This is a genomic window from Synechococcus sp. CS-603, from assembly GCF_977929215.1.
In genome coordinates this window covers 2,616,797-2,637,805 of sequence record NZ_OZ376778.1, presented here as the reverse complement: position 1 = coordinate 2,637,805, position 21,009 = coordinate 2,616,797, and the positions used below count along the sequence as shown (strand labels likewise).

21 protein-coding genes and 1 pseudogene are annotated in these 21,009 nt (G+C 65.6%); 10 read left to right on the top strand and 12 right to left on the bottom strand.

The window, feature by feature from the left end; genetic code table 11:
- Positions 1-79: 79 nt before the first annotated feature.
- From ACXMDM_RS13910 to fabG, 3 genes are read left to right on the top strand one after another with little or no spacing between them, the layout of a single operon-like run.
- Positions 80-940 carry a glycosyltransferase family 9 protein gene (locus ACXMDM_RS13910; protein ID WP_499569828.1) on the top strand — a complete coding sequence of 287 codons (861 nt, stop codon included), beginning with the start codon at positions 80-82 and terminating at the stop codon, positions 938-940.
- Positions 941-985: 45 nt separating this feature from the next.
- Positions 986-2,122, top strand: coding sequence for a potassium channel protein (locus ACXMDM_RS13905; protein ID WP_071800035.1), 1,137 nt, complete (start codon positions 986-988; stop codon positions 2,120-2,122).
- Positions 2,123-2,174: 52 nt separating this feature from the next.
- On the top strand, positions 2,175-2,933 hold the full coding sequence (gene fabG / locus ACXMDM_RS13900; RefSeq protein WP_071800034.1) for a 3-oxoacyl-[acyl-carrier-protein] reductase: 759 nt from the start codon (positions 2,175-2,177) through the stop codon (positions 2,931-2,933).
- Here the strand turns inward: fabG and ACXMDM_RS13895 are convergent, their stop codons facing one another.
- The gene (locus ACXMDM_RS13895; protein ID WP_071801916.1) at positions 2,934-3,161 is read right to left on the bottom strand and encodes a hypothetical protein; all 228 of its coding nucleotides are present in this window, start codon (positions 3,159-3,161) and stop codon (positions 2,934-2,936) included.
- A gap of 143 nt (positions 3,162-3,304) precedes the next feature.
- Here ACXMDM_RS13895 and groL point away from each other — a divergent pair, with 143 nt between their 5' ends.
- Positions 3,305-4,960: a chaperonin GroEL gene (groL, locus tag ACXMDM_RS13890; protein WP_071800033.1), complete on the top strand. Its 1,656-nt coding sequence runs from the start codon at positions 3,305-3,307 to the stop codon at positions 4,958-4,960.
- Positions 4,961-4,969: 9 nt separating this feature from the next.
- Here groL and ACXMDM_RS13885 read toward each other — a convergent pair whose 3' ends face one another.
- The 6 genes from ACXMDM_RS13885 to ACXMDM_RS13860 all read right to left on the bottom strand — a co-directional run bounded on the left by ACXMDM_RS13885 (position 4,970) and on the right by ACXMDM_RS13860 (position 10,885).
- A complete protein-coding gene (locus tag ACXMDM_RS13885) occupies positions 4,970-5,680 on the bottom strand; it encodes an N-acetylmannosamine-6-phosphate 2-epimerase (RefSeq protein ID WP_071801915.1) in 711 nt (236 codons plus the stop codon).
- 77 nt (positions 5,681-5,757) lie between these two features.
- Positions 5,758-6,924, bottom strand: coding sequence for a hypothetical protein (locus tag ACXMDM_RS13880; protein ID WP_071800032.1), 1,167 nt, complete (start codon positions 6,922-6,924; stop codon positions 5,758-5,760).
- Between the two features lie 8 nt (positions 6,925-6,932).
- On the bottom strand, positions 6,933-7,787 hold the full coding sequence (locus ACXMDM_RS13875) for an ABC transporter permease (protein WP_071800031.1): 855 nt from the start codon (positions 7,785-7,787) through the stop codon (positions 6,933-6,935).
- A gap of 57 nt (positions 7,788-7,844) precedes the next feature.
- On the bottom strand, positions 7,845-8,879 hold the full coding sequence (locus ACXMDM_RS13870) for an ABC transporter ATP-binding protein (protein WP_370454074.1): 1,035 nt from the start codon (positions 8,877-8,879) through the stop codon (positions 7,845-7,847).
- A gap of 73 nt (positions 8,880-8,952) precedes the next feature.
- Complete coding sequence (locus ACXMDM_RS13865; RefSeq protein WP_083544365.1) at positions 8,953-9,966, bottom strand: heme o synthase; 1,014 nt, start codon at positions 9,964-9,966, stop codon at positions 8,953-8,955.
- A complete protein-coding gene (locus ACXMDM_RS13860) occupies positions 9,959-10,885 on the bottom strand; it encodes a COX15/CtaA family protein (protein WP_259723181.1) in 927 nt (308 codons plus the stop codon). Before ACXMDM_RS13860 ends, ACXMDM_RS13865 begins: the two co-directional genes overlap by 8 nt.
- Before the next feature lie 188 nt (positions 10,886-11,073).
- Between ACXMDM_RS13860 and ACXMDM_RS13855 the strand changes: the two genes are divergently transcribed.
- From ACXMDM_RS13855 to ACXMDM_RS13840, 4 genes are all read left to right on the top strand, one after another.
- Complete coding sequence (locus ACXMDM_RS13855) at positions 11,074-11,946, top strand: cytochrome c oxidase subunit II (RefSeq protein WP_071800029.1); 873 nt, start codon at positions 11,074-11,076, stop codon at positions 11,944-11,946.
- A 50-nt stretch (positions 11,947-11,996) separates the two neighbouring features.
- Positions 11,997-13,676 carry a cytochrome c oxidase subunit I gene (gene ctaD, locus ACXMDM_RS13850; protein WP_071800028.1) on the top strand — a complete coding sequence of 560 codons (1,680 nt, stop codon included), beginning with the start codon at positions 11,997-11,999 and terminating at the stop codon, positions 13,674-13,676.
- Positions 13,677-13,798: 122 nt separating this feature from the next.
- Entirely contained in the window at positions 13,799-14,413 is a 615-nt protein-coding gene (locus ACXMDM_RS13845; RefSeq protein WP_499569822.1) for a cytochrome c oxidase subunit 3, read from the top strand.
- Positions 14,414-14,610: 197 nt separating this feature from the next.
- Positions 14,611-14,988 carry an AbrB family transcriptional regulator gene (locus ACXMDM_RS13840; RefSeq protein ID WP_071800027.1) on the top strand — a complete coding sequence of 126 codons (378 nt, stop codon included), beginning with the start codon at positions 14,611-14,613 and terminating at the stop codon, positions 14,986-14,988.
- Between the two features lie 32 nt (positions 14,989-15,020).
- On the opposite strand, the gene ACXMDM_RS13835 is transcribed toward ACXMDM_RS13840, so the two are convergent.
- Both ACXMDM_RS13835 and ACXMDM_RS13830 read right to left on the bottom strand, forming a co-directional pair.
- The gene (locus ACXMDM_RS13835) at positions 15,021-15,656 is read right to left on the bottom strand and encodes an HdeD family acid-resistance protein (protein ID WP_071800026.1); all 636 of its coding nucleotides are present in this window, start codon (positions 15,654-15,656) and stop codon (positions 15,021-15,023) included.
- A 27-nt stretch (positions 15,657-15,683) separates the two neighbouring features.
- Positions 15,684-16,346, bottom strand: coding sequence for a riboflavin synthase (locus tag ACXMDM_RS13830; protein ID WP_259723182.1), 663 nt, complete (start codon positions 16,344-16,346; stop codon positions 15,684-15,686).
- Positions 16,347-16,399: 53 nt separating this feature from the next.
- Here ACXMDM_RS13830 and ACXMDM_RS13825 point away from each other — a divergent pair.
- Positions 16,400-16,915 (top strand): annotated as a pseudogene (locus ACXMDM_RS13825) (bifunctional nuclease family protein); the annotation flags it as partial.
- A gap of 144 nt (positions 16,916-17,059) precedes the next feature.
- A complete protein-coding gene (locus tag ACXMDM_RS13820; RefSeq protein ID WP_083544603.1) occupies positions 17,060-18,121 on the top strand; it encodes an aldo/keto reductase in 1,062 nt (353 codons plus the stop codon).
- A gap of 21 nt (positions 18,122-18,142) precedes the next feature.
- Here ACXMDM_RS13820 and ACXMDM_RS13815 read toward each other — a convergent pair whose 3' ends face one another.
- From ACXMDM_RS13815 to ACXMDM_RS13805, 3 genes are read right to left on the bottom strand one after another with little or no spacing between them, the layout of a single operon-like run.
- Complete coding sequence (locus tag ACXMDM_RS13815) at positions 18,143-19,213, bottom strand: type 2 periplasmic-binding domain-containing protein (protein WP_071800022.1); 1,071 nt, start codon at positions 19,211-19,213, stop codon at positions 18,143-18,145.
- 10 nt (positions 19,214-19,223) lie between these two features.
- The gene (locus ACXMDM_RS13810; protein ID WP_311134027.1) at positions 19,224-20,366 is read right to left on the bottom strand and encodes a nicotinate-nucleotide--dimethylbenzimidazole phosphoribosyltransferase; all 1,143 of its coding nucleotides are present in this window, start codon (positions 20,364-20,366) and stop codon (positions 19,224-19,226) included.
- On the bottom strand, positions 20,353-21,006 hold the full coding sequence (locus ACXMDM_RS13805; RefSeq protein WP_071800021.1) for a DUF2232 domain-containing protein: 654 nt from the start codon (positions 21,004-21,006) through the stop codon (positions 20,353-20,355). The genes ACXMDM_RS13810 and ACXMDM_RS13805 overlap by 14 nt, the downstream gene beginning before the upstream one ends.
- Between the last annotated feature and the right edge of the window lie 3 nt (positions 21,007-21,009).

Sequence of the window (21,009 nt, the reverse complement as noted above, 5' to 3'; positions counted from 1 at the left end):
AAGCGTCTCCCTCGGGGCCGGAAAAGCCCGGTCCGATCCATACAATCAGCACGCGCAACGCCTGCCTGCCGCTGCCCAGATGCGTGTTCTTTTTTTGATTCCCGGCGGCAGCGCGACCCAACTGCAAGCGATGCCAGCGGTGGCCGCCACCGCCCTCCACCTCGCTGCCACGGTGCAGGTGTCCTGTCCGGCTGGGGCGGCGGCGGTCTGGAAGCTGCTGCCGGCCGTCGAGAAGGTGTTGCCGTTCAGCTTTGAGTCGGGGGTCAGCCTGGCCGAGTGGGCCAACCTGCTCGGTGCGGTGCGGGAGCCTGACTTTCAGGCCTGTATCAATCTGGCCTCCGGTTGGCCCCTCGACCTGCTGCTCTCCCTCACCCACATCCCCACCCGGATTGCCCGATCTGGCTTTTCGGCCACCAGCCAACTCACGCCCCAGGCCGCACAGGCTGCCTCCTGCGGCTGGCCGAATCAAGCGCTGGAAGCCTGGCTCCAGCCGATCGAGGTGCCCCTGCAGGCCGACGCCTTCCGGCTGCGGCTGCCGAAATCTGACCTGGACGCCGCCACCGCAGCCCTCCCCCCCGGGCCTGGTCCGCTGGTGCTGCTGGCCCCCAACCCAGCGGCCACAACCGGTGCTGACTGGCCCGCGGCCCACTGGCAGGCCTTGCCGGAGCAGATCCGCTCGAAATTGCCTGATCTGCGGGTGAGCCAGGCCAGCGGCGGCAGCCCGGCGCAGCAGGCCGCCCAGGTGGCTGTCGCCGATGTGGTGCTCAGCAGCGATCCCCTGCTCAGCGAACTGGCCCTGCTGACCGGCACCCCCCTGGTGGCGCTGGGTCGCAGCGGCGACAGCCTGCCCGCGCGCCAGGGGGTACAAGGTGTTGGTGAGGCCGGTTCCCTCGATCAGCTCGGGGTCACCGAGGTGCTCAAAGCCCTCGGGCTCGGTTAGCCGGCTCTTCTGTTCCACGGCTCTTCGGTTCAACGGCGTCGCTGGATGCTCCCTTCCCAAAACGTCCAACGCCGCTTCAGCCGCCGCCAACCGCCGTCGCTGCGCCGTCGCCACCCCTGGCTGACGCCGCTGGTTTCATTGGCGAGCGTGGTCAACCTCTCGGCGCTCGGCTACCGGATCGTCGAGGGCTGGGATTGGGGCGATTCCTACTGGATGGTGTTGATCACGATCAGCACCATCGGCTACGGCGAGGTGAATCCCCTCACCGCCGCCGGTCGCGCCGTGACCGTGTTCTCGATTGTCGGCGGCCTGGTGGTGGTTCAGCTCTCCATCCAGAGCCTGTTGGGTCTGAGTGAGTCGGGTTACTTCCGCCGCATGCGCGAAAACCGTTTCCGCCGCTACCTGCAAACGATGGAAAACCATGTGATCCTCTGCGGCTATGGCCGCATCGGCCGTGAAATCGCCGAACAACTGGCCAGCGAAGGCGTTCCCCTGATCGTGATCGAGATGGATCAGGCTCAGAAAGAGGCGGCCGAGGCCCGGGGCATCGTTGTGCTGCAATCCGATGCCACCCTCGATGAAACCCTGCTGGAGGCGGGCATTCACCGCTGCCGCAGCCTGGTGGCAGCCCTGCCCAGCAATGCCGCCAATCTCTATGTGGTGCTCAGTGCCCGCGGAATTGCCCCCGCCTGCCGGCTGATTGCCCGCTCCGATAGCGAAGAAGCGGAACGCAAGCTGCTCCAGGCCGGTGCCAACCAGGTGGTGAGCCCCTATGTGGCGGGCGGGCGCACCATGGCCGCCACGGCCCTGCGCCCCCTGGCGGTGCGCTTCATGGATCTGCTCTCCTCTTCAGACTGCGAAGTGGAGGAATTCCAGCTCAGTGAGGATGGCGCCCTACTCGGCGACCTCAACGGCCGCAGCCTGGCGGAACTGGAGCTGGGGCGGCGCTCCGGCGCCATGGTGCTGGCGATTCGCACCCCCGCCCCCAAGGTCGGGAACCCTTACAGCTACCGCGGTGCCACCTACCAACAGGAAGAGTCGAAGCTGATCGCCAACCCCGGCGGTGAGGTGCGCCTCGCCCCGGGCCAGATGCTGGTGGTGATGGGTAGCCAGGAGCAGCTGGGGAGCTTCATCGCCATCCTCGGCAAGGCTCTCGTCGCCGTCGAGGCAATGGCGGGCTGAGCTCGGCGAGAGCGGCGGCATACGATCGCGGGCGCCCAGTGCTTCGCCACCGATGTCCGCTCACGCAGCCATTCCACTGCAGGGTCAGACCGCCCTGGTCACCGGGGCGAGCCGTGGCATCGGCCGTGCCATCGCCTTGGCCCTGGCGGCCGACGGCGCTGAGGTGGTGGTCAACTACGCCAATTCCGCCAGCGCCGCTGAGGCCGTGGTCGCCGAGATCGAGGCCGCCGGCGGCCGGGCCCATGCCCTCCAGGCGGACGTGTCCGAAGAAGGGCAGGTGGACGGGCTGATCCAGGCGGTGCTCGAGCGCTGCGGCCGACTCGACGTGCTGGTCAACAACGCCGGCATCACCCGCGATGGCCTGCTCCTGCGCATGAAGACCGCGGACTGGAAGGCGGTGATCGATCTCAATCTCACCGGCGTTTTTCTCTGCACCCGGGCTGCGAGCCGCAGCATGCTCAAGGCCCGCCGCGGCCGCATCATCAACATCACCTCGGTGGTCGGCCTGACCGGTAACGCCGGCCAGACGAACTACAGCGCCGCCAAGGCTGGTGTGGTCGGTTTCACCCGCAGCACGGCCGCCGAATTCGCCAGCCGCGGCATCACCGTTAATGCCGTGGCGCCGGGCTTCATTGCCACCGAGATGACCCAGGACCTGAATGTGGAGCCCATTCTCAAGGCGATTCCCCTCGGCCGGCTCGGCCAGCCTGAGGATGTGGCCGGCGCCGTGCGCTTTCTGGCCGCCGATCCTGCCGCCGCCTACATCACTGGCCAGGTTTTGCAGGTGGATGGCGGCATGTTGATGAGCTGATCAGCCCTCGATCGGTTGTCCCAGTTCTTCGCGCAGGCGGCGAATACGTTGCAGCAACTTCAGCCGTCGGCTGCGCACGGTCATGGTCAGAAACAGCCGGATCGGCACGTAGACCACGGCCATGGCCAGGCCGAGGCCCGTGATGATCAAGAAGGCCATCGCACTGGGACCCGTCCCCGGATCGGCGCTGCCATCGCTTAGAGCGTCAGCCAGGCTCGTGGTGATCATCTCCTCCATGGCAAGACCCTATCGAGCCGGGGTGTCTGATTCGGCTTTCCCCACTACAACATCGCTGACATCGCCCGCCCCGCCGTGGGAGCCTGATCGTTGACGTCTATCGGGCAGCCCCACGGTCTGTCCACCCCCCACCGATGGCCAAACTGATCAGTTTCTCGGATGCATCCCGCGCTTCTCTGGAGCGCGGCGTGAATGCCCTTGCCGATGCGGTGAAGGTCACAATCGGGCCGCGGGGTCGCAACGTGGTGATCGAGAAGAAGTTCGGTGCTCCCGACATCGTCAATGACGGCGTCACCATCGCCAAGGAAATCGAGCTTGAAGATCCGTTCGAAAACATCGGCGCCAAGCTGATGCAGCAGGTGGCCACCAAAACCAAGGACAAGGCCGGCGATGGCACCACGACGGCCACCCTGTTGGCCCAGGCCCTGGTGCAGGAAGGTCTGCGCAACGTGGCGGCGGGTGCCAATCCGGTGGGGTTGCGACGCGGCATGGAAGCGGCGACCGCCGAGATCGTGACCGGCATCGCCCGCCTGTCTGAGGCCGTGGCCGGTGAGGCGATCCGCCAGGTCGCCACGGTCAGTGCCGGTGGCGACGAGCAGATCGGCCAGATGGTTTCTGACGCCATGGACAAGGTGAGCACCGATGGGGTGATCACCGTCGAGGAATCCCGCTCTCTGGCCACCGAACTTGAGATCACCGAGGGCATGGCCTTCGACCGGGGCTATTCTTCTCCTTATTTCGTCACCGACGCCGACCGTCAGGTCTGCGACTACGAGAACGCCCTGCTGCTCGTCACCGACCGCAAGATCAGTGCGATCGCCGATCTTCTGCCCGTGCTGGAGATGGTCGCGAAGGCCGGCTCCTCGCCCCTGGTGATCCTGGCCGAGGAGGTCGACGGTGAAGCCCTGGCCACCTTGGTGGTGAACAAGAACCGTGGTGTGCTGCAGGTGGCAGCGGTGCGCGCTCCGTCCTTCGGTGAGCGCCGTAAGGCCGCCCTGCAGGACATCGCCATCCTCACTGGCGCCACCTTGATCAGCGAGGACCGGGCGATGGCTCTCGACAGCGTCAGCCTGGCCGACCTCGGCAAGGTGCGTCGGATCACGATCAGCAAGGACAGCACCACGATCATCGGCAGCGATGAGCATCGCGATGCCGTCGCCGAACGCGTCGCCTCGATCAAACGCGAACTGGAGGTCACCGACTCCGACTACGACAAGGAAAAGCTCAATGAGCGGATCGCCAAATTGGCCGGAGGTGTGGCCGTCATCAAGGTCGGGGCCCCCACCGAAACCGAACTGCGCCACCGCAAGCTGCGCATTGAGGATGCCCTCAACGCCACCCGCGCGGCGGTCGAAGAAGGCATTGTCCCCGGTGGCGGCAGCACCCTGCTGCAACTGGCTGCCGGTCTTGATGGTCTGATCGCCCGGCTGAACGGCGATCAGCGCACCGGTGCCCAGATCGTCCAGCGCGCCCTCTCGGCTCCCCTGCGCCAGATCGCCGATAACGCCGGCGCCAACGGCGTGGTTGTGGTGGCTGAAGCGCTGAGCTCCGGCAAAGGTTTCAATGCCCTCACAGGCGAATACGAAGACCTGATCGCCGCTGGCATTCTCGATGCCGCCAAGGTGGTGCGGCTGGCCCTGCAGGATGCGGTTTCGATCGCTGCTTTGTTGATCACCACCGAAGTGGTGATCGCCGACAAGGCCGAACCTGAGGCCCCACCTTCCCCAGGTGGAATGGGAGGAATGGGCATGCCTGGCATGGGCGGCATGGGCATGCCGGGAATGATGTGAGCGACTCGCTCAACCTGCCAGCGTCTTGACGTAGGCGGCCACCTGCAGATCCACGCCGGTGATGGCGGTTCCCACAACCACCGCATCGGCTCCCAGGCGGTTGGCCCGCCTGGCGTCGCCGGCCGTGGCGATCCCGCCTTCACAGATCAGAACCGCCCCTTCGGGCAAGGCGGCACGCAGGGGCGCCAGCAGATCCCAGGCTGGAGGCCAACAAGCGGCCGTCTCCTGCGTGTAGCCATACAGCGTGGTTCCCACCCAGGCGCAGCCAAGGGCCGCCGCCTTCAGCCCGTTGGCCACGCTGTCGACATCGGCCATCAACGTGGCGCCGAGCTCGGTGTGGGCCCGATCGATCAGTGCGGTCAGCTCCTCGCCGCCCGGTCGGACGCGGTCGGTGGCATCGATGGCGACCACATCGGCGCCGGCGGCCCAGACGGCCTTGATGTCCTCCCATCCCGGCGTGATGTAGACGGAACTATCGGCAAAGCTGCGTTTCCACAGTCCGATGATCAGGGCTGCCGGGCAGCGTCTCCGAACCGCTCCGATGTGCTCGGGGCTCTCCAGCCGCACGCCGATCGCCCCATTGGCCAGGCTGGCCTGCGCCATGGCGGCAATCACCTCGCATTGCCGCATCGGCGAACCCTCCGGCGCCTGCACCGAGACGATCAACCCCCCTTGCAGGGAGGCACGGCTGAGCCGGTGGGCTGGGGACGACTTGGGCAAGGAGGGGGGGCAGAAAAGCCGCAGCAATGATGCCGGCGGTCAGGACGGTTTCGTCAGGATTTTGTCGAATAGCTGGGTCAAGAAGCCCGGCGCTCTTCGTCGTCCCGTGGATCCGGCAACCACGAGCGCAAGGCCGCCAGATCGGGGTGGACCGGCGGCGCAGCCGCTGCCCCTGGGGTCTCGGGCGTCGTGGTGAGACGCGGCTGCCGCTCAGCTGGTGGTTGGCTGCTGAACGATCTTCTGCTAACAGCTGGGCTAGTGGCGGCAGGACCTCTAGCTGATTCGGGCTGGGGAGAGGGCAGCGTTGGGGGGAGAGGCCAGCTGGCCGCTGGTGGCTGGACAGTGGCTCCGGGCCCGCTCGCTTCAAGATCGGCGTCCTGTTGAAAGGTGCTGGCCACCTCGTCGATGCAGTAGCGCACCAAGTTCTTGAAGCGCCGGATCGGGCTGCGTCGTTGGGGCCTGCCGTCGCTGCCGCTGCCGGGGTGCCCCTCCTCAGGGATCGCTGCAGGGTTGGTTTCGGTCTCGGCGCCTGGAGCTGGATCGTTGGCTGTGACGCTAATAGCTGTCGCGGTTGAAGCTTCCGAAGCCACCGCCGCCAAGGGGGCTGGATCAAATGGGTTCGGCCCAGGGTCCAATGGGGCGAACGGGTCTGAGGCCATGGCCGCTTCCGCCGGAGATGGTTCTGAAGCAAAGGAACCAGGCATGAAGGAATCAGCCGTGAAGGAATCCAGGGCAGACGGAGTCGCCGCCATTGGTTGGGCGGCAGGCGGATCGGAGGCGAATGGATCGCCAATCGACGCTTTGGCCTGGAACGGATCCTCGGTAGACAGCTCTGGCTTGGACGCCACAGCAGCCAAGGAGGGCGTCTCGAATGGGTTGGCGGTGTCGACGGCCTGGACTGTGGCAGGGGGATCGATCGCTTTGATCTCCCATTCAGCAGGGTTGGGGGGCGGCGTTTCGAGAACAGCGGCCTCGGTTGCCAGCGGTTTTGCCAGGGTGCCTGCGAGGGAGTTCAACTCCAGCTGCAGGGCGTTGGCCTGGGTTGCGGGGGCTTCTGCGGCCTGCTCACGGATCAGCTGGTCGAGCGCATCGACGCCATGGCGATGGACCCAGCGCGTTGAAAGCCTGGCAATGCTGCCTGGATCCTGACGGCGCAGGGCCGCGATCAGTTCCTGGCGCAGTGGTCCCTGTTCCGCAGCAGGCGCGGCGAGGGTCAGGTCCGAGGGGGAAAAAGGGAGGGGCACGGCGGCACTCAGCTGAGTTTGCGATCCAGCAATGGCCGGATCAGGAGGAACAGGCCCGCAGCCAGCACTGCAAGAACCAGCAGGCAGTGGGCGCCTGTTAAGGCGCCGTAGGGAGCCTGGAGGACAACGGCTGACAGGGAAACTTGGCCGGCGTAGGCGGCACGAATCGGTTCAATAGCGAACGTAAGTGGATTCAGGGCCGCTAGCCACCCCAACCAGGTGGGCATGAACGAAATCGGCGCGAGCGCGGTGCTGGCGAACAGCAGCGGCAGGTTCACCACGAAGATCACGGCGATCAATTCGATGTGTCCCGGCAAGGCAAAGGCGAGGCCCAGGCTCAGTCCGGTCACGGCGAAGACGAGCAGCAGCAGGGTGACGAGGACCAGCACAAGGCCGTAGACCCCTGGCCAGCCGTATCCGAGCAGGGCCGCCGTTCCCATGATCGCCAGGCTCTGGACCAGGCTGAGGCTGGTGATGTAGAGCACCGAGGCAATCACGATCGAACTTCTCGATCGCAACGGTGCCACCAGCAACCGGTTCAGAAAGCCGAATTCCCGATCGAACATCACTGGAAGTCCGGCGTTGAGCGCCGCGCTGAACGCCGTGAACACAATCACCCCAGCCCCGAGGAAGCGGCCGTAGCTCATGCCATCGGGCAGCAGACCCTCAGGCGCCTTGGCGAACAGGGCGCCGAACAACACCAGCCAGATCAGGGGCTGCAACACCCCTGCCACAAGCGTGGAGGGCCGCCGGGCCAATTGCAGGAACAGCCGTTTGGTCAGAGCGAGGATTTCCTGGCCCTGATCGGCTAGGGCTGAATTCCCGGAGATTGACGCCCCAGGCTTGGCAACGGTGGAGGTCATGGAGGGTGCACTGGTCATCGCCGGGTCAGAGGGAAGGAAAGGGCTCGAGACATGGGATCAACGCATCGCCTGTTTGCGCTCCGCCTTGGGATCACGGCTACCGGCCACCTGCAGCTCCGCATCCATCAGGGTGCGGCCGGTGGCCTGGAGATAGACATCATCCAGGCTGGGGCGGCTTTGGGAGAGAGAGAACACTGGCAGATCGGCCGCGGCCAGCTGGCGCCGCAGCGGTTCAATCACCGTTGCATTCTCAACAACGAGATTGAGCGAATGGCCCTGGGCCAGGTTCACCACCACCTGGCGAACGCCCGGGCAGCGCTCCAGCACCTCACGGACCCGTTCAGCTTCAGGGGCGTTGCTGAATTCCCGTACCCGCAGGGTGACCCGATCGCCCCCCAGGGCGCTCTTCAAGCTGGTGGGCGTTCCCTCGGCAATCACCTGTCCACCATCGATGATCGCCAGCCGATCGGCGAGGGCATCGATTTCTTCGAGGTAGTGGCTGCTCAACAGCACCGTGGTGCCCTGATCGCGGAGCTGGCGCAACACCTGCCAGATCGCGGCACGGCTTTCGATGTCAAGGCCGACGGTGGGTTCATCGAGCACCAGCACAGCTGGATCGTGAAGTAGGCCGCTGGCCAGGTCCAGCCGGCGGCGCATTCCGCCGGAGTAGCTGCCACAGCGCCGATCCAGCCAGTCGTCCATGCCGAGCAGGCCGCTGAGTTCAAGGATCCGCGCCTGCAGGCGCTTGGCGTTGAGGTGGTACAGCGCCCCCTGCAACTCCAGTAGTTCCCGACCCGTGAGGATCTTGTCGATCGCCACCTCCTGGGCCACATAGCCGAGCAGTTCACGCACGGCCCTGGGCTGGGCCAGGGCATCGAGCCCGCCCACCCTGACGCTGCCGCTGTCGGGGGCCAGCAGGGTGCAGACGATGCGCAGGGCGGTGGTCTTGCCCGCACCGTTGGGGCCCAGCAGCCCGTACAGGCAGCCCTTGGGCACGGTCAAGGAGAGGCCGGCCAGGGCCGTGACCGGGCCGTAGTTCCTGCGTAGCTCAATGAGCTCGATCACCGTGGCTTCTTCTCCCGTTTGTGACACTCCTGCCAGGCCGATGGGTTCATTTAATCTAGAAAGGGAGCAACACTGCCAAGGAGAGTGCCAACCCTGGCGCTCAGAGCGCTGCAGCAGGCAGGAACGGGTAGGCAGCCACCAGCAGTTCCCAGCTCTGCTGGCTGAACACGTTGGCTCCGGGTAAGCGGGCCATCAGCAGCAACAGGCAGATGCCGAACAGGTAGAGGATCGACCAGCGAAACAACCCTTTGGCGGCCATGGGGTCTTCCGGGGCCTGGGCCAAGGAGCGTGACATCTGCAGCAGCCTGGAATTGAATGGCAGCAGCAGCAGCCCGTAGAGCAGTCCACCAGTGGGCAAGGCCAGCACTCCGAAGCCACTGATCAGGGCCGTGGCCCTGGCGTAATGGCCGATCGCCCGGGTGGTGTGGGCGGCACCTTTGATCACCGGCAACATCGGAATGCCCACCGAGCGGTAATCCTCCGCAAGCAACAGGGCCAAGGCCCAGAAATGGGCCGGTGTCCAGAGCATCACCAGGCTGAACAGCCACCAACCACCCAGACCCACATGCCCACTGGCAGCGGCCGCTCCCACCAGGGGCGGAATCGCACCGGCGACGCCACCGATGACGATGTTCTGGGTGGTGCGGGGTTTGAGCAGGGCTGTGTAGAGCAGCACATAGCTGCATAGCCCGAGCAACGAGAGAGCGGCCGCCAGGCTGTTCACCCCGACGATCAACAGCAGCGACGAGGCCAGGGTGAGGGCGACCGCCGCCCAGAAGGCCGTGGTGGAAGAAAGCCGACCGGAGGGCAGGGCACGGCCACTGGTGCGCCCCATCCGGCCATCGAGATTCTCTTCCCAGAGGCAGTTGAAAACGCCGGCAGCGGCAGCGGCCAGGGCGCCACCGCCCAGGGTGCAGGCCAGGGTTGAGGTGGGTAATGGCCAGCCTTCGGAGAGGGCCATGCCGCCGAGGGTGGTGGCCAGCAGCAGGGGAATCAGCCGAGGTTTGGCGATTTCCAGCCAGGCGGGCAGGCGCGCCTTGGCTGGAGCGGCTACCGGCCTGTCCACGCCCAACGGGGGGGGCGAAGGGGCCGTGGTCACACTGGCGCTAACCATGGGAGGTCTGCATACGAGGGGATCGGCCGAGGTCGGCGCTGGGAAGGCTGGATCGCCAGGTCCGCATCGCCAGGGCGGCGAGTACGGCCACAAGCAAAGCTGCCGTGATCTGGTGCCCCACGGTGATCAGGGGCACGGCCAGGGCGAGGCGAAGGGTGAACACGCCAAGCAGAACTTGCAAGGTCACGAGCATCACGGCTGCTGCTGCGAGCGGCCACTGTCGCCGAAGCGAACCGCGCAGCAGGATTGGTACCAGGCTCAGCGCAATCACCGCTGTGGCCACAGGCGTGGCGAGCTGGCGATGGAGGGCTAACCACTGGCAGGCTTCTCCGCTGGCAAGGCAACGGCCTGAAGCCCATTGGCTGGCCATCAGGGCTCCTGAGATGGCCTGGATGAACACAGCCAAACCAGCTGAGGCGGGGGCCATCCACCAGGCCGCTGGCCAGCCAGGCCGAACACTGCTTGTTGGTGGCTGGAGCGAAGAGGCTGGTTCGGGACGGAAGGCCAAGCCCTGATGGATTGCGCTGAGCAGGGCCACCAGCACCAGGGCCGTGGCCAGGTGAGCCGTGACCAGGTCGAATCGCAGCAGCTGGGTCACCGTCAGGGCACCGAGGGCGCCCTGGAAAGCCACCAGCAGAAGGGCCGTGCCGCTGGCCCATGGCAGCCAAGCAGGCAGCGAGGACCGCTTCAGCAAACTGATCACGAGCAAGACCAGCAAACCGATGCCGACCAGAAAGGCATCAAGGCGGTGAAACCATTCGAGGAACACCTTCAGATTCATCTGGCCACCAGGCAGGAAGCTGCCATAGCAGAGCGGCCAGTCGGGGCAGGCCAAGCCGGCTTGCATCACCCGGGTGGCGCCACCGATGCCGACAAGCGCCACCAGGGCCACCACCAAATGGGATGTGAGAAAGAGCATTCCAGGCACCATGCCAGCCAAACTAGCGATCAAGCTTCACCCTGAAGTCCGTTGCCTGGACTGGGCTCTACAGGGGCAGCCCCTGTGTGGAATCGCGCACTTGGATCGGAGTTGATAAGTGGTTTGCGCCAATGGCCCTTGCCGGATCCTCGATCCCCATAAGGTGGGAATCCAGCGACATGCGGTCCGTGCCCATACCCTCCGCCATTCTCACCTTGGTGGTGGGCATGATCCTCGTCTTGGCAGGGCTTTGGGTTGGCCAGAATATCAACCTCCTGCCAGCAGCCGCCAGTTCGAACGCCCCTTTGTATGACGAACTCTTCGCCGTACTTTTCACGATCGGCACAATCCTTTTTCTAGGAATTCTTGGCCTGTTGATCTTCAGCCTGGTGCGTTTCAGGCGGCGGGATGGTGATTCTGGTGATGGTGTGGCTGTGGAAGGAAATCTTCAGCTTGAAATCTTCTGGACCGCCATCCCCGCAATCGTGGTGTTGTTTGTCGGCATCTACAGCTACGACATCTATGACCGGATGGGCGGCATGATCCCCCTCGCCGATCCCCATTCCATGCATGGGACGATGGACTCTCCAGTCGCTCAAGCCAGTGTCCGGTCATCAGAAGGAGAGGCTGGAACCCCCCGCCTCTGGGGAGGAATCGGTGCTGCTTCTGGTGGAAGCATCGGCGTCTTGCCTGTCGATGTAACGGCTCTTCAGTTCGCCTTCCTTTTCCATTACCCCGAAGGCGACTTCATCAGCGGCGAACTTCACGTCAAAAGCGGCCAGACGGTGGAGTTGCGGATGGAGGCGCGCGATGTGATCCATGCCTTCTGGGTGCCTGAGTTCCGCCTGAAGCAGGACGTGATCCCCGGGCAGCCAACCGTGTTGACCTTTACCCCCACCCTGCCGGGCCGGTATCCGATCATCTGCGCCGAACTCTGCGGCCCGTACCACGGCGGGATGCGTTCCACCGTGGTGGTCCACGAGCCGGAGGCCTTCGATCGTTGGCTGGATTCCAACCTTCCGGCAACGGTGGCCTCGGCAGCCGGAGCTCCCACCGGCTGAGGTCGGCTCCAGAGCGTTTTTGATTCCCTTCAACCCCATGCCCCCTGGCGATGACCCTGGCTTTCCCCCCCCAGACTTCCCAACCGCAAAGCCTCCCTCCGGGGTTACAGCCGCAAGGCTGGCTTCGTTATCTCAGCTTCAGCCTCGATCACAAAGTGATCGGTCTGCAATACATGGTGACCGGGTTCTTTTTCTATCTGGTGGGAGGCGCCCTGGCCGGCGTGATTCGGGTGGAATTGTTGAGTCCGATATCCGATTTTGTTCCCAGGGAAACCTACAACGAAATGCTCACCCTGCATGGCACGGTGATGATTTTTTTGTGGATCGTGCCTGTGGTGAATGGAGCCTTCGGTAATTATCTGATTCCTTTTTATGTAGGAGCCCGGGACATGGCGTTTCCCCGGCTCAATGCGGTGGCTTTCTGGATGATTCCACCGGCTGGTTTTTTGCTGATTGCCAGTTACTTCATTGCCGGTGCGGCCCAGTCCGGTTGGACGGCCTATCCGCCGCTCAGCCTCACCACTCCCGCTGCCGGCCAAGTGGTTTGGATCTTGAGTGTGTTGCTCCTGGGCGGTAGTTCCATTTTTGGGGGCATCAACTTCATTGCCACCATCTTGAAGCTGCGTCGCCCGGGGCTGAAGATGATGCAACTGCCCATGTACTGCTGGGCGATGCTGGGCACCAGTTTCCTTGTGGTTCTCGCCACACCGGTGCTAGCAGGAACGCTGGTGTTGCTCAGTTTCGACATCATCGCCCACACCGGATTCTTCAACCCGGCCTTGGGAGGCAATGCGGTGGTGTATCAACACCTTTTCTGGTTCTATTCCCACCCGGCGGTTTACATCATGGTTCTTCCGGCCTTTGGGCTGGTCAGTGAAATTCTGCCGGTTCATGCCCGCAAGCCCCTGTTCGGCTACACCACGATGGTGTACTCCATTCTTGGGATTGTTTTCCTCGGCTTGATCGTCTGGGCCCATCACATGTTCACCAGCGGTACGCCCCCCTGGATGCGCCTGTTTTTCACGATTGCCACGGCCTTCATCGCCGTACCAACCGGCATCAAATTCTTTAACTGGCTCGCCACACTTTGGGGCGGCAAAATCGCACTGAACAGCGCCATGTTGTTCAGCTGTGCCTTCATCGTTCACTTCGTTTTCGGTGGCATCACCGGGGTGGCACTGGCCCAGGTCCCCTTCGATATTCATGTCCACGACACCTACTTCGTTGTCGGGCATTTTCACTACATCGTCTATGGCGGAACCGTCTTCGTCGTGTTTGGATCGATTTATCACTGGTTCCCCAAGTTCACGGGCCGGATGCTGAACGAACACCTGGGCCGCCTGCACTTTGCGCTCACCTTCATTGGTTTCAACCTCTGCTTTGCCCCCCAGCACTGGCTTGGCCTCAATGGCATGCCCCGCCGCGTGGCTGAGTACGACCCGCAGTTCACCATGTTGAACCAGGTCAGCAGTGTGGGAGCCCTGCTGATGGCGATCAGCACCCTTCCATTCCTAATCAATGTGGCCTGGAGTGCCTTCGCCGGCCCGGTGGCTGGTGACAACCCCTGGAGGGCGTTGACTCCGGAATGGTTGACCAGTTCTCCTCCACCGGTGGAGAACTGGATCGGCCCTGCGCCGTTGGTGACCCACCCCTACGGCTACGGCGTCGCTGAAGACCAGATCGACCTCAAGTCCACCACGGGCCAACAGCTCTGGTCTCGGGGTCGATGATCCAGGGGCTTGCCCCACCTCGCTGCTTCCCCGATTGTCGATTCGCCCAGACCCACACCATGGCCGCCCTGACACCCCGCCCCGAACCGTCATCAAGTGCTGCCGCTGTGGCGACAGAAACCTTGACCTCCGCAACCGTTGCTGCCAGCATCGTTGAGTCCCCAGCTTCACTGCCCGCTGAGGAGGACGAGGAAGGCCATCGCGACGTGCGCATGTTCGGCCTGACCACTTTCCTGGTGGCCGATGGAATGACCTTCGCCGGATTCTTTGCCGCTTACCTCACGTTTCGGGCGGTGAATCCCCTGCCACTGGGAGCGATCTACGAACTGGAACTGGTGTTGCCCACGATCAACACCGCCCTGCTTGTGGCGAGCAGTTTCACGTTCCACCGTGCCGCCAGCGAACTGAAGCAGGACAGGCCATCTGCCTTCCGCCGCTGGCTGCTGCTGACGGCGGCCCTTGGGGTGGCCTTCCTGGCTGGTCAGATGGTCGAATATTTTTCACTGCCCTTCGGCCTCACCGACAACCTCTACGCCAGCACCTTTTATGCCCTCACGGGTTTCCACGGGCTGCACGTGTCCCTGGGCGCCATGATGATCCTGATTGTCTGGTGGCAGGCACGCAAGCCGGGTCACTTCACACCTGAGCACCATTTCGGCGTCGAAGCAGCCGAACTCTATTGGCACTTCGTGGATGTGATCTGGTTGATTCTCTTCGGCATCCTCTATATCCTTTAATCCTGTCAGCGGCTTCTCCGGGACGCTGAGGTCCTGCATAGCTCCCCATCCACCGAGCAGTCATCTGCTTCGAGACCGGCCTAAAGTCAGGCCATCGCGTTGGACGCCATCATCCCGCCCCACCCATTCCAGAAGGAAAATTCTTGCTGGAGTTAAGAGCCTTGGTAGAGGGAAAAGCCTTGCTGGACTGAAAAGCGATGCTTGTGGGAAAGGCCCTGCTTGAGAAGGCGAGAACCCTCAGCAGTTGTTCAGAAGATGAGATTGCCAGAGCCTGTGGCTATGTCAGCCCAGGTGGGCGTCTACTGAAGAAGGGTTTCTACCGGGCCTTGGTGGAAGCCAAGGGTTACCGTCTCGGCGGCAACAACGCCCAGGCAAGCCATGGCCAGGGCAGTGGCAGCAAGGGACGCCAGGCTGAATTCCGCACCCGGGTGCATGGCAATGGCAACTTGATGATCGGCAACGCCTACACCCGCCGCATGGGGCTCGAGCCCGGCCAGGAGTTTCAGATCCAGATCCACGCGGAAACCGGTTCGATCTGGTTGCTCCCCCTCAACGACGAGCCGGAACTGCCCTAACCGGCCTTTCGCTTCGCTGTTGCCAGTGCCAATCAGGTCCTGGGGTTGGCTTCGTTGGTTTCGCGTAGGGCGGATGGGGCTGAGTCTTTGCCATCTCCAGGACCATGGAGATGGGCACTGAAGGCGAGCAGGTCGATGCCGCTGAACAGGAAGCTCACGCCAACGAGCACGCCGATCACTGAGAGCTGACTCCAGAACTTCATCGTCAGGATCAAGACGCCGAGCAGCAGGGTGATCAGGCCGTTGGCCAGTCCCCAGCCCCGACCCACGGCCTGCTTGTGGCTGGCGGCAACAGCAATGGCCACCAAGCCCTCGATCACAAAGACCACCCCGATCGCCAAGGCCAGCGAAGCTACCTGGGAAGCCGCATTGCCAAGGCCGCCACGGAATTGGCTGATCATCCAGGCGCCGGTGACCAGGAACAGGGTCGAGACCACCAGCCGAGCGAAGGCATGCCGGCGGCTCAGATGCCTGGCGCGGTAGAGGTTGTCGACGAGGCCGACGATCCCTCCCACCAGAAAGGCGAGCGCCACAACGGCCGTGACCCAGAAGGAGGCCACCACCGGAAAGATCAGGGCCAGGCTGCCGAGCACGATCATCACGATCCCCTCGGCGATGGTGAAGGTGCGCAGGGCGGCGATCGGTGCGTGCTCCCCCGTCATGCTCATCGATCCCGAACAATCACGGCTTCAACGCTAGGCCCAGCCGTGTTCGACCAGCCATGACCCATCGATCCCGGCCATGGGCGGCGGAGTTCCCCCGCCTGGGGCGCTTGTTGCCGCCAGCAACCGCTCGGTGTATTTGGCCAGCAGGTCGGCCTCCAGATTGACCGCATCGCCCACCCGGCGCTGTCGCAATGTGGTGCTGGTCCAGGTGAGCGGGATCACGGCGATCCAGAATCGCTCCCCGGCACCGCTGGATCCCGCCACCGTCAAGCTGATGCCATCGACGGCCACACTGGCCTTGTCGCAGATGTAGCGGCCATAGGCCGGATCCTGCCATTGCAGCTCCAGCCTCCAGGAGGCCGGTTGCTGGCTGATGGCGACCACATGGGCGAGCCCGTCGACATGGCCGCTGACCAGGTGACCACCGAGCCGGTCGGCGAGGCGCAGGGCCGGCTCGAGATTCACCGGCGCGCCCGCAGCCGCCTTGGTGGCCAGGGTGCTGCGGTTGAGGGTCTCCTCGCTGACATCGGCGCGGAAGCCATCGCTGTGCAGTTCAGCAACGGTCAGGCAGACGCCGTCGACAGCGACGCTGTCGCCCAGGGCAATGGCGAAGTGACGGCCCAGCCCCTCCACCAGCACGCCTTTGGGCTGGCGCCGCAATCGCCCCACGGCCTGGACCAACCCTGTGAACATCGTCGGCCTGGAGCTCCTGCCCATAATGGACAACGGTCAGGCGCAGCAAGGCCATGGTGGAAATGCGCGTTCTCGGCATCGCCCTCGACGCGGCCAGTCGCAGCCCGATCGTGCTGCTCCGCGATCCCTGCGGCCGGCGCCAGGTGCCGATCTGGATCGACCAGGCCCAGGCCCAGAACATCCTGGCCGGCCTGGGAGGCGAGCCACCCGCCCGCCCGCTCAGCCACGATCTGATGGCCACCCTGCTGGCGGCCGGTGGTTTGCGGCTGGAGCGGGTGATCATCCATGCCATCGAAGACAGCACCTTCCGCGCCGTTCTCAAACTCACCTCGCCCGCTGGTGAGCCCACTGAGATCGACTGTCGCCCCAGCGATGCCATCGCCCTGGCCCTGCGCACCGACAGCAGCATCTGGATGCTGGAGGAGGTGGTGGCCGATGCCTCGATCCCGGTCGATGCCGAGGCCGATGCGGAGGATCAGGAGGATTTTCGCCGCTTTCTCGATCAGCTCAGCCCGGCCGAACTGATCCGCAATGTCCGCCTTGCCCAGCGCCAGGCGGATGGCAAGCCCGAGCCCGGTGGCGATCCGGAGGAGCCCGGCCCTCCCCCTCCAACGGCGCCCCCTGGCGACCCGTCCGGTGCCCCCGCTGAGCAAGCGCCCGCCCGGCGGCCCTTTGGCCGAGGGCCGGCTGTCTCGCTGTTCACGCTGGGCACGATGCGGGCGGTTGATTCCGCCGCTCAGATGGAGCGGGTGCTGGCCGCCGCCTTCGCCTGCGGCATCAACCATCTCGAAACCGCACCCGCCTACGGACCGGCCGAGGCCTACCTGGGCGAGGCGATGGCCAAGCTGGCGCTCCGCCGCGACCAGCTGGTGATCACCAGCAAGATCCTGCCTGGTGTGGGCCTGATCGAAGGCCGCCAGCAGTTGCGGGCCTGCCTCAGGCGCCTGGGGGTGGAGCGGCTCGACAACCTGGCGGTGCATGGCCTCAACCGGCCCGAGCATCTCGACTGGGCCCTAGAGGGGGAGGGCAAGGAGCTGCTCGACTGGGCGATCAGCGAAGGGCTGGTGGGCCAACTGGGCTTCAGCAGCCATGGCAGCAGCGGACTGATCGAAGCGGCCCTGGGCAGCGGTTGCTTCGGTTTCTGCAGCCTTCATCTCCATCTCTTTGATCAGGAGCGCCTGCCCTTGGCCCGCCGGGCCCTCGCCGCCGGCCTTGGCGTGATGGCGATCTCCCCTGCAGACAAGGGCGGGCGTCTCTACGACCCACCGCCGGAACTCAGCGCCGACTGCGCCCCTTTGGCTCCCCTGGAGCTGGCCTATCGCTTTTTGATCAGCGAAGGGATCAGCACCCTCAGCCTCGGGGCCGCCCAGCCAGGTGATCTGGCCTGGGCCGAGCGTCTCGCCGCCGCCGATGGCACGCGCACACGGCTTGAAACGGAGGCTCTCGAACGGCTTGCCGCCGCGGCGGCCCGGCGCCTCGGCCCAGGCCGTTGCGGCCAGTGCCGCGCCTGCCTGCCCTGCCCGCAGGCCGTGCCAATTCCCGAACTGCTGCGCCTGCGCAACCTGGCGCTCGGCCATGGCATGGAGGCTTTTGCCACCGAGCGCTACAACCTGATCGGCCGGGCGGGCCACTGGTGGGAACAGCTCGATGCCAGGGCCTGTGAGCGTTGCGGCGCCTGCCTGCCCCGCTGTCCCCATGGCCTGGCGATTCCTGATTTGCTCGCCCACACCCACGCCCTGCTGGCGGCACCACCGCGGCGCCGGCTCTGGGGCTAGGGGTTCAGGCGTGGGTTGCGCTCAAGCCGGAGCGGCCTGGTCCCAGAGCGTCTGGTAGCGGGCACGCGCTTCGCCCCTGAGCGGGGAGAGGCTGTTGCAGTTGGCCAGCACCGCCGGCTCCGGGTACAGGAGCGAGGCGATGGGTTGGGGCCAGCTCTGCAAAGCTGCAGCCAGGGCCTGGCGCTGCAGCGGTGGCACCCAACCCGCAGCCAGCAGCCGGCTGAGCAGGGCGGGCTCGCGAGCTTGTTGAAGCCAGGCCAAGGGCGCCGGTTCGCGGCTGCGGGCCGGCCGCAGCAGCAGGTTCCACCACAGCGGTGAGCCACTGGCCGGCAGCAGGGCCGTCAGGCGCAGATCACTGCGCAGCAAAGGCAAAAGCCGCTGACTGGCCACCACGGCCGCTTCAGCCTTGCCCCGCAACAGCAGGTTGAGGCCATCGCGTTCATCGAAGGCCAGGGCCTGGCCGCGCAACCGGCGCAGCTGGGGCAGCAAGCGCGGATCAGCCAGGGCGCCCTCGTCTTGGCTGGCCAGGCCCAGTTGGCGCAGGCAGAGCTCAATCACCACCCGGGGGCTGGAGGGCAGCACGAGCAGGCCCTTGAGGCTGGCATCCAGGAGCAGAGACCAGCCCTCGGCGCGGCGTTCGGCCAGGTCCTGACGGTTGCGCAGCACCAACCACCAGGTGCCGAAGGCCCAGGGATAGGCGATCGGTGCAGCGGCCGGATCGCCGAACAGATGGCTGATCGGCCCTGCGAAGGGGGCCAGATCGGCAAACAGCCTGGTGGCCTCGGGGGTGTCAGGCGGAGCAAAGGGCTGCAGCTGCTCGCCGCTGAGATCGCCAATCCACCCCTCCGGCCACTGCAGCAGATCGGCGCTGGAGAGCTGGCTGAGCAGCTCGCCGGGCCCCTCCTTGGCCTCGCCGCGCCAGGGATCCGGCAACCGCTTCAACCAGGCCGCTGGCATCTGACCGCTGCTGTAGAGCAGCTGGGCTGAGCTCGGCCTGGCGCAGGAGCCCATCAGGCCGAGCCCACCGATGGCGCCCCAGCGCAGCAGCTGGCGGCGGCTGAGCCTGAGCTGGGAGGGGGGCAGCACCTGCATGGCCTGGACCCTAGGAGCAGCCCTGCAGCTGTTCGCAGGCCAGATCACAGGCTTCAGCGAGGGCCTCTGGCCGGCGGCCGCTCAGTTCCCAGAGGAGGGCCAGCCCGCCGGCACCCACCCCCTCCTTGACATAGCCACGCTCGTAGTCGCGAAGGGGGGCGCTGCGGCAGCCACCGAAACGCAGGCTGCTGGCAAAGGCCAGGGGCTCCACCTGCCAGCGATCGCCGATTCGCTTCAGCAACAGCTCCAGGTCGCTGCTCGCCTCCCCCGCCACCCAGGCGGTGGTGGCCAGGGCGGCCAGGCCCGCCAGTTGCGGCCGCAGGCCAGCTGGTGCCAAGGCAAGCGCCAGCGCCAGCACCGCCGCCATCTGGCTGCCGCCGGCGAGCAGCACCGGCAGCCCGCCCTCGGCGGCGGCCAGCAGCACACCGGCGGCCAGCGGCTGCATCGGATCCCCCACCGCGGCCACCACCGCCAGGGGATCGGCTCCGCCGGCTTTGGCCTGGTCCCAGAGACCAGCGGCGCGCAGGCCCCGCTCCACCAAGGCGCCTTTCAAGCCATGGGCCGGCTGTTTGAGGCTGCCGCTTACCAGCCCGGCGGCCCCGATGCCCAGGCCGCAGAGCAGCGCCTGGGCCGTGCTGGTTCCGCCCGGAACACATTCCGCCAACAGCAGCGGGGGCGGTGTGCCGCGCTGGCGTCCCCAGCGTTGGCCCCAGCGCCGGCCCAGGGCCAGCAGACCCCTGACCCTCTCGGGGGCCATGGCGGCCCCCGTGCTCAGGCAGCGGGCTGGCGCTTCGGCCAGTTGCAGGTGGGCAACGGCCGGTGCGACCGGGCAGCCCAGGTCCACCACCAGGGTGAGGAGCGCCAATTCCTTGCGCACCACGTGGGAGATCAAGGCGGGGCTGACGCCTGCCGGCAGTGGCGGCAGGGCATGGGGGCGGTGACCGCCCGGTCCAAGCAGCAATAACTCCGCATCGGCGGCGGCGGTCCAGCGCCGGGAGGCCGCCGTCGCCCCGGCGGCGGAGATGCCGGGAACCTCGGCAGTCTCGGTGCCGGCCAGCAGCAGCAGCAGCAGGCTATTGGGAGCGCCCAGCCGAACGTGCGTTGCCCAGATCTCTGCCGCTCCGCCGCCGGGGTCGTGCTCAGAGCGGATCAAGGCTCACCAGGGCCCGCAATTGTGATGGCGGCTCCGTGATCGGCGCCTGGAGCCGCGGAAAGATCCAGTACGCCACGGCATGCAGGGCCAGCACATAGATCAGGTTCTGAACCAGCACCAGCAGCACCGCCATGATCTGAACCTGCTGCAGATCCGGGGCGACGCCCAGTTGCAGCACCCCGCTCAGCCGCTCCAGCAGGGCCGCAGCCGCAGCGGTGATCAACACCCAGAGATTTTCGCCAAGCAACAGGGAGAGCACCGCCACCCGCACCAGAAAACCGGCGCTGCCGATCAGCAGGCCCACTCCCCAGGTGAGCCACCAGCTCCTCGAATGGCTCCAGCCCCAGCCCAGCCAGAGCGCCAGCAAGCCGTAGGGAAACAGCACCAAGGGCCCGCGGATCGGGCCCATCAGGGCGACCAGCAGCAGCGCTGCCACAGCCGTGCCCTCCCAACCGCAGCGCCAGCCCTGGCGCAGTTGCAGCAAGGCCAGGGGCAACGGCAGGGCCAGTCGGAACAGGGCTCCACCCACCGGCAGGTAATAGAGGCCGGCCCAGAGCAGGGCGGTGGCGGCGGCCAGGTAGGCCGTTTCAACCAGCTTCAGGGCCTGGCGCCGGCTCAGATTGCGGGAGGACGGGTCCATGGT